Annotated in this window: 19 protein-coding genes; 10 read left to right on the top strand and 9 right to left on the bottom strand. The window is 67.2% G+C overall.

Going from position 1 to position 17,156, the window contains the following annotated elements:
• Nucleotides 1–20: 20 nt before the first annotated feature.
• The 3 genes from ACP3TD_RS03865 to ACP3TD_RS03855 are packed head-to-tail and all read left to right on the top strand — an operon-like array spanning nucleotide 21 to nucleotide 3,384.
• On the top strand, nucleotides 21–1,460 hold the full coding sequence (locus tag ACP3TD_RS03865) for a short-chain fatty acid transporter (protein WP_426765594.1): 1,440 nt from the start codon (nucleotides 21–23) through the stop codon (nucleotides 1,458–1,460).
• A gap of 56 nt (nucleotides 1,461–1,516) precedes the next feature.
• The gene (locus tag ACP3TD_RS03860) at nucleotides 1,517–2,200 is read left to right on the top strand and encodes a CoA transferase subunit B (protein WP_426765592.1); all 684 of its coding nucleotides are present in this window, start codon (nucleotides 1,517–1,519) and stop codon (nucleotides 2,198–2,200) included.
• Entirely contained in the window at nucleotides 2,197–3,384 is a 1,188-nt protein-coding gene (locus tag ACP3TD_RS03855) for an acetyl-CoA acetyltransferase (RefSeq protein ID WP_426765590.1), read from the top strand. Before ACP3TD_RS03860 ends, ACP3TD_RS03855 begins: the two co-directional genes overlap by 4 nt.
• 126 nt (nucleotides 3,385–3,510) lie before the next feature.
• On the opposite strand, the gene ACP3TD_RS03850 is transcribed toward ACP3TD_RS03855, so the two are convergent.
• Together ACP3TD_RS03850 and ACP3TD_RS03845 are read right to left on the bottom strand one after the other, a co-directional pair.
• Complete coding sequence (locus ACP3TD_RS03850; RefSeq protein ID WP_426765588.1) at nucleotides 3,511–4,224, bottom strand: ankyrin repeat domain-containing protein; 714 nt, start codon at nucleotides 4,222–4,224, stop codon at nucleotides 3,511–3,513.
• Between the two features lie 9 nt (nucleotides 4,225–4,233).
• Complete coding sequence (locus ACP3TD_RS03845; protein WP_426765586.1) at nucleotides 4,234–4,803, bottom strand: GlcG/HbpS family heme-binding protein; 570 nt, start codon at nucleotides 4,801–4,803, stop codon at nucleotides 4,234–4,236.
• A gap of 197 nt (nucleotides 4,804–5,000) precedes the next feature.
• On the opposite strand from ACP3TD_RS03845, the gene ACP3TD_RS03840 reads away from it, so the two are divergent.
• The 5 genes from ACP3TD_RS03840 to ACP3TD_RS03820 all read left to right on the top strand — a co-directional run bounded on the left by ACP3TD_RS03840 (nucleotide 5,001) and on the right by ACP3TD_RS03820 (nucleotide 8,483).
• Complete coding sequence (locus tag ACP3TD_RS03840; RefSeq protein ID WP_426765584.1) at nucleotides 5,001–6,203, top strand: sensor histidine kinase; 1,203 nt, start codon at nucleotides 5,001–5,003, stop codon at nucleotides 6,201–6,203.
• On the top strand, nucleotides 6,200–6,826 hold the full coding sequence (locus ACP3TD_RS03835) for a response regulator (protein WP_426765582.1): 627 nt from the start codon (nucleotides 6,200–6,202) through the stop codon (nucleotides 6,824–6,826). The genes ACP3TD_RS03840 and ACP3TD_RS03835 overlap by 4 nt, the downstream gene beginning before the upstream one ends.
• A gap of 132 nt (nucleotides 6,827–6,958) precedes the next feature.
• Nucleotides 6,959–7,162: a cold-shock protein gene (locus tag ACP3TD_RS03830; protein ID WP_013599688.1), complete on the top strand. Its 204-nt coding sequence runs from the start codon at nucleotides 6,959–6,961 to the stop codon at nucleotides 7,160–7,162.
• A gap of 136 nt (nucleotides 7,163–7,298) precedes the next feature.
• Nucleotides 7,299–7,619, top strand: coding sequence for a hypothetical protein (locus ACP3TD_RS03825; protein ID WP_426765580.1), 321 nt, complete (start codon nucleotides 7,299–7,301; stop codon nucleotides 7,617–7,619).
• Nucleotides 7,620–7,697: 78 nt separating this feature from the next.
• The gene (locus tag ACP3TD_RS03820; RefSeq protein WP_426765578.1) at nucleotides 7,698–8,483 is read left to right on the top strand and encodes a MerR family transcriptional regulator; all 786 of its coding nucleotides are present in this window, start codon (nucleotides 7,698–7,700) and stop codon (nucleotides 8,481–8,483) included.
• Nucleotides 8,484–8,499: 16 nt separating this feature from the next.
• Here ACP3TD_RS03820 and ACP3TD_RS03815 read toward each other — a convergent pair whose 3' ends face one another.
• Nucleotides 8,500–9,690 (bottom strand): acyl-CoA dehydrogenase family protein, encoded by a 1,191-nt coding sequence (locus tag ACP3TD_RS03815; protein ID WP_426765576.1) that lies wholly within the window; start codon nucleotides 9,688–9,690, stop codon nucleotides 8,500–8,502.
• 66 nt (nucleotides 9,691–9,756) lie between these two features.
• Here ACP3TD_RS03815 and ACP3TD_RS03810 point away from each other — a divergent pair, with 66 nt between their 5' ends.
• On the top strand, nucleotides 9,757–10,269 hold the full coding sequence (locus tag ACP3TD_RS03810; protein WP_426765574.1) for a MarR family winged helix-turn-helix transcriptional regulator: 513 nt from the start codon (nucleotides 9,757–9,759) through the stop codon (nucleotides 10,267–10,269).
• Between the two features lie 6 nt (nucleotides 10,270–10,275).
• On the opposite strand, the gene ACP3TD_RS03805 is transcribed toward ACP3TD_RS03810, so the two are convergent.
• Nucleotides 10,276–10,929 (bottom strand): DedA family protein, encoded by a 654-nt coding sequence (locus ACP3TD_RS03805; RefSeq protein ID WP_426765572.1) that lies wholly within the window; start codon nucleotides 10,927–10,929, stop codon nucleotides 10,276–10,278.
• Between the two features lie 97 nt (nucleotides 10,930–11,026).
• On the bottom strand, nucleotides 11,027–11,623 hold the full coding sequence (locus ACP3TD_RS03800) for a helix-turn-helix domain-containing protein (RefSeq protein ID WP_426765570.1): 597 nt from the start codon (nucleotides 11,621–11,623) through the stop codon (nucleotides 11,027–11,029).
• Nucleotides 11,624–11,689: 66 nt separating this feature from the next.
• Here ACP3TD_RS03800 and ACP3TD_RS03795 point away from each other — a divergent pair, with 66 nt between their 5' ends.
• On the top strand, nucleotides 11,690–12,664 hold the full coding sequence (locus tag ACP3TD_RS03795; protein WP_426765568.1) for an NAD(P)/FAD-dependent oxidoreductase: 975 nt from the start codon (nucleotides 11,690–11,692) through the stop codon (nucleotides 12,662–12,664).
• Here the strand turns inward: ACP3TD_RS03795 and ACP3TD_RS03790 are convergent.
• Genes ACP3TD_RS03790 through ACP3TD_RS03775 form a run of 4 tightly spaced genes read right to left on the bottom strand, consistent with a single transcriptional unit; the run spans nucleotide 12,651 to nucleotide 16,987 of the window.
• Nucleotides 12,651–13,427: an enoyl-CoA hydratase gene (locus ACP3TD_RS03790; RefSeq protein ID WP_426765566.1), complete on the bottom strand. Its 777-nt coding sequence runs from the start codon at nucleotides 13,425–13,427 to the stop codon at nucleotides 12,651–12,653. The two genes, ACP3TD_RS03795 and ACP3TD_RS03790, sit on opposite strands and share 14 nt — an antisense overlap.
• A complete protein-coding gene (gene mmsB, locus ACP3TD_RS03785; RefSeq protein ID WP_426765562.1) occupies nucleotides 13,424–14,383 on the bottom strand; it encodes a 3-hydroxyisobutyrate dehydrogenase in 960 nt (319 codons plus the stop codon). The genes ACP3TD_RS03790 and mmsB overlap by 4 nt, the downstream gene beginning before the upstream one ends.
• Nucleotides 14,376–15,488 carry an enoyl-CoA hydratase/isomerase family protein gene (locus ACP3TD_RS03780; protein WP_426765560.1) on the bottom strand — a complete coding sequence of 371 codons (1,113 nt, stop codon included), beginning with the start codon at nucleotides 15,486–15,488 and terminating at the stop codon, nucleotides 14,376–14,378. Before ACP3TD_RS03780 ends, mmsB begins: the two co-directional genes overlap by 8 nt.
• The gene (locus tag ACP3TD_RS03775; protein WP_426765558.1) at nucleotides 15,488–16,987 is read right to left on the bottom strand and encodes a CoA-acylating methylmalonate-semialdehyde dehydrogenase; all 1,500 of its coding nucleotides are present in this window, start codon (nucleotides 16,985–16,987) and stop codon (nucleotides 15,488–15,490) included. Before ACP3TD_RS03775 ends, ACP3TD_RS03780 begins: the two co-directional genes overlap by 1 nt.
• Nucleotides 16,988–17,156 lie beyond the last annotated feature (169 nt).

The raw sequence follows: 17,156 nt of genomic DNA, 5'->3' as shown, positions 1-17,156 counted from the left end.
TCAATGGAGAGCACACAACAATGAACACCGCGCAGATTCAAGACGAGGATGTCCGCCAGAAGGGCTTGGCCCGGATGGCGGAAAGTCTCGCGGGATGGACGCAGAAGTGGTTCCCGGACGCCTACATCTTTGCCCTCGCCGGCGTCGTCCTGGTCGCCATTGCCGCCCTGGCCATCGGGGCTTCCCCCAAGGCCGTGGTGGACTCCTTCGGCAACGGGTTCTGGGACCTCACCGCCTTCACCCTGCAGATGGCCATGGTGGTGCTCACCGGCTATGTGGTGGCCACGTCCCCGCCCGTTGCCCGGCTGATCAACCGCCTGGCCGTCATTCCAGGATCCGCCCGTGCGGCGGTGAGCTTCGTGGCCGTCATGTCCATGTCCGTCTCGTTCATCAACTGGGGCTTGAGCCTGATCTTCGGCGGCCTCCTGGCCCGGGCCATCGCCCGGCGTTCGGACCTCACGGTCGACTACCGCGCCCTCGGTGCGGCCGCTTTCATGGGACTGGGTGCAGTGTGGGCTCTGGGGCTGTCCTCCTCGGCCGCGCAACTGCAGGCAACAAAGGCGTCGATTCCGCCGGCGCTGCTGCAGATCACCGGGGTCCTGGACTTCGGCACCACCATCTTCACGTGGCAGTCACTGCTGACGCTGGTGATCCTCATGCTCCTCACCACCGTGATCGCGCACTTCTCGGCTCCCACGGGAAAAGCCATCCGGACGGCCGAGGATATGGGCGTGGACCTGGACGACGAACCCGAGGCTCCCGCCGAAAAATCGCGACCGGGTGAATGGCTCGAGTACAGCCGGATCCTGCCCATCATCGCCGGTGTTCTGACCCTGGGATGGCTGGTCTCCCAACTGCTCACGCTGCCCATCCTCACCGTGGTCAGCTCGCTGAACGGCTACCTGCTGGTGTTCCTGATGCTGGGCCTGGTGCTGCACGGTACTCCCCGGAAGTTCCTGCAGGCGGTCACCAAGGCCGTGCCCGCCACCGCCGGCATCCTGGTCCAGTTCCCGCTCTACGCAGCCATGGCCGCCATCCTCACGAAGGCCGCCGGGGCTGACGGGCTCACCGTCTCGGAGCACCTGGCCCACTTCTTCACAAGCATCGGCAGCAACGGCGCATTCGCGGTGGTCATCGCGCTCTACACGGCCTTCCTGGGCATGTTCGTTCCGTCCGGCGGTGGCAAGTGGCTGGTGGAGGCGCCGTACGTGATGCAGTCCGCCACGGACGTCAACATGAACCTGGGCTGGACGGTGCAGATCTACAACATGGCCGAGGCCCTGCCCAACCTCATCAACCCCTTCTTCATGCTGCCCCTGCTGGCCGTGCTGGGGCTGCGCGCCCGGGACCTGGTGGGCTTCACCTTCCAGCAGTTCCTGTTCCACCTGCCGGTGGTCCTGCTGCTGGCCTGGCTGCTGGGAATGACCTTCGAGTTTGTTCCGCCGGTCATTCCCAAATAGCCGTCCCCGGGCGGCACCCCCAAACAACCGACAAGACACTGAGAATCGAGAAAACCATGGCCTGGACCAGGGATGAAATGGCTGCGATCGCGGCAGAGGAACTGAACGACGGCGACTACGTCAACCTGGGCATCGGCATCCCCACGCTGGTGGCCAACAACCTGCCCGACGGCGTGCGGGTGGTCCTGCAGAGCGAGAACGGACTCCTGGGCATGGGGCCCTTCCCCTATGAGGGCGAGGAGGACGCGGACCTCATCAACGCCGGCAAGCAGACCGTCACGGTGCTTCCCGGCGGCAGTATCTTCGACTCCGCCACGTCGTTTGGCATGATCCGCGGCGGCCACGTGAAGGTGGCTATTCTCGGCGCCATGCAGGTCTCCGGCAACGGCGACCTGGCCAACTGGACCATCCCGGGCAAGATGGTCAAGGGCATGGGCGGGGCCATGGACCTGGTGGCCGGGACGCCCCGGGTTGTGGTCCTCACTGAGCACAACGCCAAGGACGGCACGGCGAAGATCGTCCGCGAATGCACGCTCCCCCTGACCGGCCTCAGCTGCGTGGACCGGATCATCAGCGACCTTGCGGTCTTCGACCTGGTGAAGGACGGCGAAGGAACGGGCGACGGCGGGCGGCAGCTCACGCTGACCCGGCTGGCGCCGGGGGTCACCGTGGAGGACATCAGAGAGAAAACGGACGCGGATTTCGAAGTCCGGCTTGAGAACGAGGAAGTGGCGGCATGAGCCTGAAGGAACAGTTTGGCAAAGATGTCCTGATCACCGGGTGGGGCCACAGCAGGTTCGGAAAGCTCACCGATGACACCCTGGAATCACTGATCGTGCAGGTGGCCACCGATGCCAGCGCGGGTGTTGAGCCCGGACAGATCGATGAAATCTATGTGGGCCAGTTCAACTCCGGCATGATGCCGCTGGCGTTCCCGTCGTCGCTGGCTTTGCAGGTTTCCCCGGAACTGGCCAATGTCCCGTCCACCCGCGTGGAAAACGCGTGCGCCTCGGGTTCGGCAGCGTTCCAGCAGGGCACTAAGTCGCTGCTGGCGGGCACCGCCAAAACCGTCCTGGTGATCGGCGCCGAAAAGATGACCCACGCCGGGGCTGACGTGGTGGGCGCGGGCCTGCTCGGCGCCGATTACGACATGGCAGGCAAGGCCTCGACTACCGGCTTCACCGGGCTGTTCGCCGACGTGGCGAAGCACTACGCCAAGCGCTACGACCCGGCCGGGAACCTCGGGGATGTGCTGGGCAGCATCGCCGCCAAGAACCACCGCAACGGCGTGGACAACCCCTACGCCCAGCTCCGGAAGGACCTCGGCGAAAAGTTCTGCCAGACCGTCTCGGACAAGAACCCCATGGTGGCGGACCCGCTGCGCCGCACGGACTGTTCCCCCGTCTCGGACGGAGCGGCCGCCGTCGTGCTCTCCACCTCCCCCACGGCAGGCGCCAACCCTGCCGTGCGGCTCGCCGGGTTTGGCCAGGCCAACGATTTCTTCCCGGCCGCGCGCCGCGACCCCACGGCCTTCGAAGCCACCAGGGTCTCGTGGCAGCGCGCCCTGGCGATGGCCGGCGTCGGGATCGAAAGCCTGGACCTGGCCGAAGTCCACGACTGCTTCACCATCGCCGAACTGCTCATGTACGAGGCCATGGGACTGACCGAACCCGGCCAGGGTGCCCGCGCGCTCGAGGAAGGGTGGGTGTTCAAGGACGGGAAGCTGCCGGTCAACGTCTCCGGCGGCCTGAAGTCCAAGGGACACCCCGTGGGTGCCACCGGCGTCTCGCAGCACGTGCTCGCGGCCATGCAGCTGACCGGCACCGCCGGCGACATGCAGCTCGCGGCACCGCGCCGGGCAGCGATCCAGAACATGGGGGGCGTGGGCATCGCCAACTACGTCAGCATCCTCGAGGCCGTCTGAGCTGAGTGGCCGCTGAATCTCCCCGGCTTCCGAGCCCGACGGCGGCGCGTCGCACCGAGAGTGCGGCGCGCCGTCGTCGTTATCCGGCAAAGATGGGCAAACTCGGCGGTTCGGCAACCCGATAGCTTAGCCCCGGCTCCGGATCAGGGCGGCGATCTCCGCAAAGCCCAGCCGTTCGGCGTTCTGCAGCGCAGTCCGGCCCTCCGGGTCCCGGATACCCGGGTCCCCACCGGCCTCCAGCAGCAACCGCACCACTTCCTGCTGCCGGGGACCGCCATTGTTCAGGAGGATGGCTTCCTGCATGGCCGTCCAGCCCAGGTTGTTCACGTGGTTGACGGGTACGCCGGCGGCAACCAGGATCTTCACCGTCTCCACATGCCCATGCTCGCTGGCCGGAATCAGGGCAGTCCCGCCGTAGCGGTTGATGCTGGAAACGTCCGCGCCGGCCCCCAGGGTCAGCTGCAGTACCTCGTTGAAGCCTTCGGCGCCGGCATAGAGGAAGGCCGAGTCCTGGATTGAGTCCTTGGCATTGACGTTGCCGCCCCGGCCCACCAGGTCGCGGACCAGCGCCACGTTGTTGGCCTTGGCGGCAGCAATCAGTTCCTGGTCCAGTGCCGCCTGGGCTTCGGCGGGGAGTGTTGCCGGGGTGGCCGCCGGCCCTGAAGCAGGAGGGTCGGTTTCGGCGTCGACGGTTCCGCTGGGGACCGAAGTGCTGGGTGAAGGGGCGGCCGACGCCGGTCCGCCGGATGGTGCCGGAGCAGGGCTTTGGCACGCCGTCAGGGTGAGGGCCAGGGCACCGACGGCCAGCAAGCCCTGGGCACCTAAGCCAGTGCGCCTCATACGGGCAGCCTACTTTCCGGCGGGGGCGCCCGCGATGGCTGCAGCTCCGGCGGTGGCGCAGGCCTCGTCCAGGGCGCCGTCCGATGCACCGCCAACCCCGACGCCGGCCACTGAAACCCCATTGACCTTGAGCGGGATGCCGCCGGCCAGGAACAGGGTGCCGGGGAGGTCTGCAATGGACGGACCGTTGCCGTTGATCCGCTTGGCCAGCTCACTGGTGGGCGTACCAAACGCGGCTGCGGTGTAGGCCTTCTGCTTGGCGGCTTCGATGGTGTGCTCCGCTGCATTGTCTCCGCGGAGGAGTGCCTGCACTGTGCCGAACCGGTCCACCACGGCAACGGTGACGAACGGGAGCTTGTCCGCCTGGCACTTGGCCAGGGCGGCGTTCACGGCAGCGGCGGAGGCCCCCACGGAGATGCGGTTCTGCTGGACGACAGTTTCCGGCGCAGGCTGGACGTCCACGGCCGGAACGGCCGCCGGCGCAGGAACTGTTCCTGCGTTGGCCGCGGCCGTGACTCCGGCGGTGAGGACCAGGGCACCGGCTGCGGCGGCGGCAAGGGCTGTGCGGGACTTCTTCATGGTGGCTCCTTGGGTTAGGCAGGCGATCGCTGCGAACACGTCAATCCTTCCGGCCAGCGCCCCGCCTGCCATCGGGCCCTTGTATGGTCCCTGCTGCGACCAAAGGACAGCCGCATCAGCCAAATGGATGAGAGACCCGGCCTGCCCGCCGGCAATAGCATGGAAGGGCAGCGATCCCCCACCAGACCGGAAATTCCATGACAGCCCCAGGCCCCGACCAGTCCGCGAGTCCTGCCCGGCTGCCCCGGCTGGGCAGCATCGACACCGCGGTCCATGCGGGATTCGCCGTCCTCCTGGTGGCGTCGACCGTTCGGTACGTCATGCGCCACCCGCCCGCGGACAACGTGCTGGTCCTGTGCCTCGCCGCGGCAGCTTCCCTGCTCTACGCGGGCGTTGCGGTGCTTGCCCGGCGCGGGCTGCCTGGACTGGCGTGGATGTCCGCCCTGGTGGCCGTCTGGGCGGTGCTGGTGATCGCAGCACCCAGCTTTGCCTGGTGCTCCTTCGCCCTGTTCTTCCTCTGCCGTGCCGCGATCAGCGGTGTTGCCGCCTACGTTGCCGCGGGCATCATTGCCGTTGCCACGGCGGCCGGGCTCTTCAGGCTCAGCGGGGGCACGGACCTGGCCATGCTGCTGGGCCCCCTGGCCGTGGGGGTGATGCTGACCCTCATCCATGACCGGATCCGCAACGACGCCGAGGAGCAGCGGCGGCTGCACGCCGAGGTGTCCACCGCGCAGGGGCAGCTGGCCGCGAGCGAACGGCGGGCGGGCACCATTGCCGAGCGGGAGCGGGTTTCCCGCGAAATCCACGACACCGTAACCCAGGGCCTGGCCAGCAGCCTGCTGTTGCTTGAGGCCGCCGGGCGCACCTGGCCCGCGCCTGCCGCCCACGCGGACCTGCGGCAGGCCACTTCACTGCTGCGGGACAACCTGGCCGAAACCCGAAGCCTGGTCCATGACCTTGCCTCCCCCGGACTCGAAGGCTCGCCCCTGCAGGAGGCCCTGCTGACGGCCGCCCGCCGCTACATTCCCGACGCCCGGCTCCTCGTCACCGGCGAACTCCGGCCGGTGGCGGCAGACATCCGGCACACCCTGCTGCGCGTGGTCCAAAGTGCAGCGTCCAACGTGCGGCTCCATGCCTCCGCAACCACAACCACCGTGACCCTCGGGTTCCTGCCGGACGCCGTCACCCTGGACGTGTACGACGACGGCGCCGGCTTTGATCCGGCGGCGGCAGCACCGCCGTCGGACGCCGGAGGCTACGGCCTGCGGGCCATGCGGCAGCGCGTGGAACAGCTTGGCGGGACGTTCTCGGTGGAAAGCGCCCCGGGCGAGGGCACCATCGTGGCGGCGCAACTCCCCGCTGGCCCGTCAGATGCCTCAACGGAAGGAAGCCAGGCATGAGTGCCATTACCGTACTCCTGGTGGATGACCACCTGGTGGTCCGGACCGGGCTGCGCGCCCTGCTGGGCACCCAGCCGGACATCGACGTGGTGGCTGACGCCGCGTCCGGCGAGGAAGCCCTGGAGCTGGTGCGGGAGCTCTCGCCCGGCGTCGTGGTCATGGACCTCGCCATGGGCGGCGGCATGGACGGCATCGAAGCCATCCGGCGCATCCGCAGGATCAACAGCAGGCAGGCCATCCTGGTGTTCACTACCTACGATTCGGACGCGGACATTGTGCGTGCCGTGGACGCCGGCGCCATGGGTTACCTGCTGAAGGACGCCGCGCCGGAGGAGATCTTCTCGGCTGTCCGCGGGGCGGTACAGGGCAGGAGCGTGATGAGCCCGCCGGTGGCTTCGCGGCTCTTCCAGCAACTCCGCAATCCGGAGGAGATCCTCACTCCACGCGAGGCGGAGCTGCTGAGCCTGCTCACCCAGGGGCTCAGCAACCGCGAACTCGGCCAACGCCTTTTCATCTCGGAAGCCACCGTCAAAACCCACCTGGCCCACATCTATTCGAAGCTGGGAGTGGAAACCCGGGCCGCCGCTGTTGCCACCGCCATCCGCCGTGAGGGCATGCGCTGACGCGGGTTTTGTGGCGTTTACCCTTGCCAACAGGGCGTTTAGCCCCGTACGTTGGGATTGCGGGGGACGTTCTTCGCACACCCCGGGCTGAAATCCGGGGAGAGAATCAGAGTTACATGAAGGAATGCAGCCATGGCAACAGGCACAGTTAAATGGTTCAACGCCGAAAAGGGTTTTGGCTTCATTGCCCCCGATGACGGGTCCGCTGACGTTTTCGCACACTACTCGGCAATCGCCAGCAGCGGTTACCGCTCACTGGACGAGAACCAGAAGGTCGAATTCGACGTGACCCAGGGCCCCAAGGGTCCGCAGGCAGAGAACATCCGCCCGCTCTAAGTCTTACGGCCGGCCCGGTTTCCCGGGCCAGCCCCGGCAGCGGCCCCGCCAACCTCGTGTTGGCGGGGCCGCTGTTTTAGTTGTGCCTTCCGGCGGCCCCACCCCCGACGTCCGGTGCTTTGGGGATAATTGACCCATGACCGGCAAGGAAGAGGACAGGGATCCCTGGGAAGAGTTCGACAGGCTCGGTCCCGCAATGCCGGACCGTGTCCCCGGCCAGCCCGGTGGCGAGCCCCACGGCTTCGGTTTCCGCACCGGCGTGCGCAGCGCCCGCGTCGCTGTCGGCTTTGCTGTCTACGCCCTGGCCCTGGGCACCATCCTGGTCCTGACCGGCTGCGTGTTCTTCGTTGCCCGCCAGCAATGGCTGCTGGCAGGACTCATGGTCCTGATTGAGGCCGTCTTCGTCTTTTCGTTTACCCGGCTGATGGCCCAGGCGCGCCACCGCCGCACCCGCTGACCGCCCGTGAGTCCCTTGGCGGTTTCCTTTCTTGATTTCCCTTGACCTTGACGCTGCGTCAACCCCTACGCTCAAAGCATGGAAGCAACCGGGGAGGACAGGGCCAGCGGCTGGCCCATCCAGGACGTGGCCAGAATGGCTGGAACCACCAGCCGTACCCTCCGCCACTACGACGACATTGGGCTGCTGAAGCCCACCAGTGTGGGCAGCAACGGCTACCGCTACTACGACGGCGGAGCCCTCCTGCAGCTGCAGCGGATCCTGCTCCTTCGGGAGCTGGGCCTGGGCCTGCCGGCCATCGCCGACGTCTTCCAGCACCAGACGGAACCTGTCCGGGCGCTGACCCGGCACCTTGAGTGGCTGGGCCAGGAACAGGAACGCCTGGCCCGGCAAGTCCGGTCCGTCCGCCAGACCATCGAAACAGTGCAACAAGGAGGAGAGCTCGTGGCAGAGAAGATGTTTGATGGCTTCGACCATACGCAATACAAAGATGAAGTTGAAGAGCGGTGGGGAAAGGACGCCTACGCGAAGGGCGACTCGTGGTGGCGGGGCATGGACGAGGCCGAAAAGCGGGAGTGGAAGTCCCGCTCCGAAGGACTGGGCCGGGATTGGCTGGCAGCAGCAGGCTCCGGGGTGGCCCCAGACGGCGACGAAGCCCAGGACTTGGCCGCCCGGCATGTGGCCTGGCTCCGCTCCATCCCGGGAACACCAGCGGCCGAGGCCGGCGGGGACATCAAAGGCTACGTCACCGGCCTGGCGGACATGTACGTGGCAGATCCACGGTTCGCCGCCAACTACGGGGGCGGGGCCGGCGCCACCTTTGTTCGGGACGCTCTGCGGACCTACGCGGACCGGAACCTGTAGCAGTTCCGCGGGCGGCCTAGGTGAATGCCTGGATTCCCGTAACGGCCCTTCCAACCAGCAACGAGTTGATCTCGTAAGTGCCCTCGTACGTGTACAGGATCTCGGCGTCAGCGAAAAGTTTGGCCATCTCATGGTCGGTGGTGATTCCGTTGCCGCCCAGCAGCGAGCGACCCATCGCCACCGAGGCCCTGGCAAGCCTGGTGGTGGTGGCCTTGGCCATGGCCGCCTGAGCCATCTCCAGCAGCCCGTCTTCCTGGAGCCGGGCCAGCTGCACCATCAGGGCCAATGAAGAGGCAGCGTTCCCAAGGATGTCCGCGAGCTGCTGCTGGACCAGCTGGAAACCCGCCAGTTCCCTGCCGAACTGGCGGCGGTCCAGCGTGTAGCTGCGGGCCACATCGAAGGCAGCGAACTGGATACCGGCGGCCTGCCAGCCCACCCAGGCCCGGGAGTCCCGGAGCAACGCGTTGGCCGAGGCGAAGCTTGATGCCCCGGGAAGGAGGTTGGCCGCCGGCAGGCGCACGTCCTCGAGCTTGATATCGGCATTCTGCATGATCCGCAAGCCGATCTTGTGTTCAATCCTGATGGCGGAGTAGCCGGGCCGGTCCGTCTCCACGAGGAAGCATTTAAGCTGCCCGTCTGCCGTGTCCCGGGCCCAGACCAGGGCGACGTCGGCAACGGTCCCGCTGCCGATCCAGCGTTTGGCGCCGTTGAGGACCCACTCGCCGCCGTCCCGCCGGGCGGTTGTTTCGAGCCCGCGGGAGATGTCTGAGCCGTGGCCGGGCTCCGTGAGGGCGAAAGCTCCCAGTTGCGCAAAGGTCCTCAGTCCGGGGAGCCACCGCCGCTTCTGTTCATCGGATCCCAAGTGGTGGATGGTGCCAACGATGAGTTCGTTATGGATTCCGGCCAGTGCGGAGAGCGATACGTCGGCCCTGGCCAGTTCCACGTACATGAGGCCTTTGAACAGGGCGGAGCTGCCGTCCAGCTGCAACTCCCCCAGCCCGCGGGCGCCCATCCCGGCCACTACATCGCGCGGGAACTCTTCCCGGTTCCAGTAGCCGATGGAGGCCTGCCTGACGGTGGTCTGCAGGTAGTTCCGGATGTCCGCGTACCTGGCCTGTTCCGTGGGCGGAAGGAGCCGCACAATGTGCAGGAGGTCCGCGTCCGGATAGGGAATCTCCGCCGGGCCGTCATGGGAGTGTCCGGGCATAACGCCTCCCTTCCAAACGGTTGGATGTCCTAGTATATTCACAGGATTTCCGGAAAGGGGCTGGCTATGGGCACACCGTTATCCCGGGATCCGATCGCCGAGGCCCGGCGGAACTGGGAGGACCACGGCTGGTCCGATGTCGCAGCACCCATGGCCGCCATCACGGCGATTATGCGGACCCAGCAGATCCTCCTGGCCAGGATCGAATCCGCCCTCAAGCCCTTTGGCCTGACGTTTGCCCGTTACGAACTGCTGGCCCTCTTGAGTTTCGCCCGGAAGGGTGCCCTGCCGATGAATAAGGCAAGCGCCCTGCTTCAGGTCCACCCGACGTCGGTCACCAATGCCGTGGACCGGTTGGAGCGCGCGGGCCTGGTGGCCCGCTCACCGCACCCCACCGACGGCCGCACCACCCTGGTGGGGCTCACCCCGGAAGGCCTTACTGTGGCTCAGCGTTCGACGGCGGCCCTCAACAGCCAGGTTTTCAACAAGCCGGGATTTACGCCAGAGGATGTGGACGAGCTGATCCGGATCCTGGGCGACTTCCGCAGGGGCTCGGGTGACTTCGAGGACAGTCCCTGACTGCTGTCAGCGGCTTACCTTGGCCCGCTTCATCCGGCGGACCACCAGCCAGGCCAGGGTGATGGCGAGGGCGGCGTAGACGGCGTAGTTCAGGTACTTCGAGTAGCCCTCAATCAGGTGGTACTGCGTTCCCAGCAGGTACCCAAACCCAATCAGCGCTCCGTTCCACAGTGCGCTGCCAGCCAGGGTAAAGGCGGAAAAGGTGACGAGCGGCATCGCGGCGGCCCCGGCAGGAAGCGAGATCAGGCTGCGGACGCCGGGCAGGAGCCTGCCAAAAAAGATCGAGGACTTACCGTGCCGGGTGAACCAGCCTGCAGCCTTTTCGAAGTCCTCACGATCTACCAGTGGCAGCTTCGACAGGCCGCGGATGGACCGTTCCAGCCCCAGCTTGGCGCCGAGCCAGTACAGGAGAAGCGCTCCGAGGTAGGCACCCAGCGTACTGGTGACGAGGATGAGCCCCAGGTTCAAGGAGCCCTGCTTGGCCAGATATCCGGCCAGCGGAAGGATCACTTCGCTGGGAATGGGCGGGACTACGGTTTCGGCGAGGGTGAAGGCGCCAACGCCCCATTCACCAAGGTTTTCTATCACCTGGGCCGCTGCACCCACCAGGCCGCCCAGGCCCTCCGCTGCACCCGTTCCATCTGCCGCTGTTGCCCACATAGGCTGCTCCCCCGATTTCCACTGCGTTCCGCGAACGTATCCCTGCTGGTCCTGTCTACCGTACGGACCTGAACGCCCGCTGGCAGCGCGGCGGGCGCTACGTCCCCTGGGATTTTCCGGCCGCCGGGCGGGCCCGGATGTGCATGCGCTCGCCCTGGGAGCCGAACAGGCTCAGGAACTCCACGGCCTGGCCGTCGGCCCGGCCGAACCAGTGCGGCACCCGGGTATCGAACTCCACTGCTTCGCCCGCCCCCAGGACCAGGTCCCGGGCGCCCAGGACCATCCGCAGCTTGCCGTTCAGCACGTAAAGCCATTCGTAGCCCTCGTGGACCTGCGGGTTGGGTTCCTCCACCGGCCCGGCGGGAACGATGTGCTTGTAGGCCTGGATGCCGCCGGGCTTGCGGGTGAGCGGAATGATGGTCATGCCGTACGCAGTGATGGGCCTCAGGTGGACGCGGGGGTCACCCGTGGCCGGGGCGCCGACCAACTCGTCGAGGGGTACCTGGTAGGCCTGCGCGAGAGGAAGCAGGAGTTCGAGGTTGGGCCGCCGCTGGCCCGATTCGAGCCTGGAAAGCGTGCTGACGGAGATACCGGTGGCGGCTGCGAGCGCCGTCAGCGTGACGTCCCTGCGCAGGCGTAAAGCCTTCAGCCGCGGGCCAACGGCGGCGAGGACGTCGTCGAGGTTTTCATCCATCCGAAAATTTTGCCATACCGGCAAAATACTTTGCCAGAACTTCGGAGCGGGAAAGACGATGGATGCATGACTGAACAGAACTCCTTTTACGATGTGCTGGTGGTTGGCGGCGGGGCCGCCGGCCTGAGCGCTGCGCTGATGCTGGGCCGGACCCGGCGGCGGGTGGCGGTGGTGGACAGCGGTGAGCCCCGCAATGCCCCGGCGCACGGCGTGCACGGATTCCTGTCACGCGACGGGATCAGCCCGGCAGAACTCCTCGCCACTGCCCGCGACCAGGCGCGGCGCTATGGCGCGGACATCATCAACGGCACGGTGGTGGCTGCGGGAGGCGGCGTGGAGCAGGGCTTCGAGGCAACGCTCGACGACGGCAGGCGGCTTCGCGGGCGACGGCTCCTGATCACCACGGGCCTGGTAGACGAACTGCCGGAAATCCCGGGCCTGCGCGAGCGTTGGGGCCGGGACGTGCTGCACTGTCCGTTCTGCCATGGCTGGGAAGTCCGGGACCAGTCCATCGGCATAGTGGGCACCGGCCCGTGGTCTGTGCACCAGGCCCTGCTGTTCCGGCAATGGAGCAGCAACATCACCCTGTGCCTCAATGACGTGGTGGAGCCCTCCGGAGACGAACTCGAGCAATTGGCGGCCCGCGGCGTCAAGGTGGTTCCCGGCGCCGTCGAGACCGTCCGGGTCCACGGCGATGCCCTCAAGGCCGTGGTGCTGGCGGGCGGCCCGGAGGTGGCCGTGGACGCCGTCGCGGTGGGTACCCGGGTGCACGCCCGCCTTGACGCGTTCAGCGGCCTTGGCCTGGCGGCGGTTCCGCATCCAATGGGCATCGGGGACTACCTGGAAACCGATGCCGAAGGCGCAACGACGGTGCCCGGTGTCTGGGCCGCCGGCAACGTCACGGACATGAGGGCACAGGTCCTGGCATCCGCCGCTGCAGCGTCGTGGACCGCCGTGATGATCAACAACTCCCTGATGGCCGAGGAGATGGACCGCGACCTCGCCGCCTACCGGGAGTCACTGGCCGTCACCGGTGCTTGAACTCCGGTTCGCGCTTTTCCGTGAACGCCGCCATGCCTTCCTTCTGGTCCTCGGTGGCGAACAGGGAGTGGAAGAGCCGGCGCTCGAACACGACCCCCTGGGCCAGCCCGGTTTCGAAGGCGGCGTTCACGGCCTCCTTGGCAGCCATCGCCACCGGCTTTGACTTGCCGGCAATAACTTCGGCGGCTTTGAGGGCCTCGGCCACCACGTCCTCGGCGGGTACCACGCGGGACACCAGGCCGGACCGCTCGGCCTCCTCGGCCCCAATGAACCGCCCGGTGAGGATCAGGTCCATGGCCTTGGCCTTGCCCACAGCGCGGGTAAGCCGCTGCGAGCCGCCCATGCCGGGAAGGACTCCGAGGTTGATTTCGGGTTGGCCGAACTTGGCATTGTCACCGGCGATGAGGAGATCGCACATCATGGCCAGTTCGCAGCCGCCACCCAGGGCAAAGCCGGATACAGCAGCAATGGTGGGGATACGGAGCCGGGTGAAGTCCTCCCAGCCGCGGAACCAGTCCGCGGCGTACATGTCCATGTAGCCCTGGGCGGCCATCTCCTTGATGTCCGCGCCGGCCGCGAAGGCCTTCCCGGAGCCGGTGATCACCACGGCGCCGGTTCCGGGGTCGGCGTCCATGGCGCTGACGGCGTCCACCAGTTCCTCCATGGTGGCTTTATTCAGTGCATTCAGCGCTTGGGGCCGGTTAAGCGTCACCAGCCCCACCCTGCCGCGCTGTTCCACCAGGATGTTGGCGTACTCCGTCATTCAGGACTCCCGTCGTCGTGCGCTGTTGCGGTCTTGTGCGGCGCCGTGCCGGACTTTTCGCGGATGTCGTTGATGATCGCGGAAAAGTCCTGGCCGGCGCCGCCTTCCGCGGCAAACGTACCGTAGATTTCTGCGGCAAGCGGGCCCATCCGGCCGGCCACCCCGGTGCTGTGCAGGGCGTTGAGGGCAAGGTTGAGGTCCTTGGCCATCAGCGCGCCGGCGAATCCCGGCTGGTAATCGCGGTTGGCCGGGCTGGTGGGAACCGGGCCGGGCACCGGGCAGTTGGTGGTCAGGGCCCAGCATTGCCCGGACGCGGCGGAGGCGACATCGAACAGCGCCTGGTGGCTCAGCCCCAGCTTCTCGCCGAGGACAAAGGCCTCGCTGACGGCGATCATTGAGACGCCCAGGATCAGGTTGTTGCAAACCTTCGCCGCCTGGCCGGCCCCGTGGGCTCCGCAGTGGACGATGCGCTTGCCCATGACGTCGAGGAGCGGCCTGACGGCGTGGAAGTCGTCCTCTTCACCGCCCACCATGAAGGTGAGCGTTCCGGCCTCCGCGCCCACCACGCCGCCGGACACGGGAGCATCCACGGACCGGTGCCCGGCGTCGAGCGCCAGCTGCGCCGCCTCCCTGGCTTCGTCGACGTTGATGGTGGAGCAATCCAGGAACATGGTTCCGGGTGCTGCCAGGGCCAGCAGGCCCGGCTGGCCACCGGTACCGCGGTAGGCCTCCAGGACGTGCCGGCCGCTGGGGAACATAGTGAGCACCACGTCCGCGTCCGGCACGGCCTCGGCAACACTTCCGACCACCGGCACGCCGGCGGAGCGGGCCGCGTCCAGGGCCGCCGGCACCACGTCGTACCCGGCCACCCGGTGCCCGGCCCTGACCAGGTTCACCGCCATCGGTCCGCCCATGTGGCCGAGCCCCAGGAACGCCACGGTGTAGGTGTCAGGCATTGTCCGCCTCCTCTTGTTGTGCCGCCTCCGGCCCATGCTCCGGACCTGCTCCGAGGTCCAGTTCCCTGCTGCCGAGCGGCCTGAAAAAGCGTTCAACCTGCTCCGGCGATACCTCCGCCAGGGTGGGCGGCTTCCAGTGCGGGGTGCGGTCCTTGTCCACCACCTGCGCCCGGATGCCTTCGCGGAAATCGGGTGCCGCCAGAAACCGCAGGCCCACCCGGTACTCCTGCTCCAGCGCCCGGTCCAGCGGCATCCCCGCGACGCGCCGCAGCGACGCCAGGGTGACCTTGACGGAGGTGGGGGACTTCGCCTCGATGGTGTCCGCGGCGTGTGACGCATCGGCGCTGCCGTCTCCGGTCCAGGCCCGCAGCCGCCCCACGATCGCCTCCGCGTCTGCGGAGTCGTAGCAGCTGTCGATCCACTGCCGCTGCCCGGCAAGTCCGGACGGCGGCGGGTCCACGGCAAAGCGTCCGACGGCGTCTTCCGGGGTTTCGTTTTCCAGCGCTGCCGTGAGTTCGTCGAGCCTGACGGACGGAACGTAGTGGTCCGCCAGGCCAAGGAACAGTGCGTCCGCACCGTCGAGGTGGGCGCCGGTGAGGGCTGCATGGGTTCCCGCCTCCCCTGGTGCGCCGGCCAGCAAAAGCGTCCCGCCGACGTCGGGCGCAAACCCAATGGTTGTCTCCGGCATGCCGGTCCTGGTCCGCTCGGTGACCACGCGGACCGAGCCGTGTGCCGAGATTCCCACGCCGCCACCCAACACCAGCCCGTCCATCAGCGCGACGTAGGGCTTCGGGTACCGGGAGATCAGGTAATTCAGCCGGTACTCGGCCTGCCAGAAGTCCGCGGTATCGTCTCCGCCGCGGAGAATGTCGCGGTAGATCGCCACGATATCTCCCCCGGCGCACAAACCCCGGCCGCCGGCGCCCTGCACCAGGACCGTGCTGACGCTGCCGTCCTCCGCCCATTCGGTGAGCTGCCGCAGCAGTGCCTCCACCATCCCGGCGGTGAGTGCGTTGACCGCCTTGGGCCGGTTGAGCGTTGCCACCGCCAGCCGGCCGCGCCGGGTGAAGAGCACTTCCGCTGCAGGAGCGGCCGTTTCCGTCATCAGCTTCCTTCCGGCATCACGAAGCTGGCTCCGTGGCGTATTCCCGAGGGCCACCGTGTGGTGACCGTTTTGGTCTTGGTGTAGAAGCGGAAGGCGTCCGCGCCGTGCTGGTTGAGGTCCCCGAATCCGGAGGCCTTCCAGCCGCCGAACGTGTAATAGGCCAACGGCACCGGAATGGGGACATTGACCCCCACCATGCCCACATCCACCCTGGTAGCGAAGTCCCGGGCGGAGTCGCCGTCACGCGTGAAGATGGCCACGCCGTTGCCGAACGGATTATCGGTACAGAGCCGGAGAGCGTCGTCGTAGGTGGCGGCGCGGACAACGCTGAGTACCGGGCCGAAGATTTCGTTGCGGTAGATGGCCATGTCCGGGGTGACGTGGTCGAAGAGCGTCGGGCCCACCCAGAAGCCGCCGGGGTAGCCGTCGACGGTAAGGCCTCGTCCGTCGGCGAGGAGGGTGGCGCCATCCTCCACGCCGGAACTGACAAGCCCCTCGATGCGGTCCTTCGCGGCTGCGGACACCACTGGCCCGAAGTCCGAGTCTCGGTCCAGGCTGTGGCCTACCGTAAGCTTCCGGACGCGTTCGTCCAGCCGGGCCACCAGCCGGTTGGCAGTGTCCTCCCCCACCGGCACGGCCACGGAAATAGCCATGCAGCGCTCGCCTGCCGAGCCGTAGCCTGAACCGATGAGGGCATCCGCCGCCTGGTCCATGTCGGCATCCGGCATCACCACCATGTGGTTCTTGGCCCCGCCGAAGCACTGGGCCCGCTTTCCATGGGCGGCCGCCGTGGCGTAGATGTACTGGGCGATGGGTGTGGAGCCCACGAAACCGACTGCTTTCACGCGGGGATCCTCAAGGAGGGCGTCCACGGCTTCCTTGTCCCCGTTCACCACGCTGAAGACACCATCAGGAACACCCGCTTCGGAGAACAGTTCCGCGAGCCGCAGCGGCACCGAGGGGTCCCGTTCCGAGGGTTTAAGCACGAAGGCGTTGCCGGCGGCGAGGGCAGGGCCGGACTTCCAGAGCGGGATCATCGCAGGAAAGTTGAAGGGGGTGATCCCGGCGACGACGCCCAGCGGCTGCCGCAGCGAGTGGATGTCGATCCCCTGGCCGGCGTCGCTGGAGAACTCGCCTTTGAGCAGGTGAGGCGCTCCGGCGGCAAACTCCACCACCTCCAGGCCGCGTTGGACGTCACCGATGGAGTCGGCCAGGGTCTTGCCGTGTTCAGACGACAGCAGCCTGGCCAGTTCGTCCATGTTCCGGTTCACCAGGTCTACGAACTTCAGCAGGATCCGGCCCCGCCGCTGGGGGTTCAGTGCCGCCCATTCCGGCTGCGCCTCCGCGGCGGCAGCCACCGCGGACTGCACTTCGTCCCGGTCCGCGAGCGGCAGGCGTGCCTGCACGTCGCCGGTGCACGGGTCAAAAACGTCACCAAACCGTCCGGAGGTTCCGCCGGTGTGGCGGCCGCCGATGTAGTGGGTAAGCTCGCGCACCATGGCTGGATGCCCCTTCGCATGTGATCCGGCTGTTAGTGACCCAGGTCATTGTGGTTGCGAATATACTCGGACTTCCTACTAAATTCCATCGCGCCTGCCGGGGCTCTTCGCTGTGCTCCGCTGTACCGGGCTGACCGCCGCGCAGGCTTTACCGGCGGCTTTACCTGCG

The sequence above is a fragment of the Pseudarthrobacter sp. 1G09 genome, assembly GCF_050038305.1.
Taxonomy (GTDB): domain Bacteria; phylum Actinomycetota; class Actinomycetes; order Actinomycetales; family Micrococcaceae; genus Arthrobacter; species Arthrobacter equi.
This window is presented reverse-complemented; position numbering and strand designations above follow the sequence as displayed.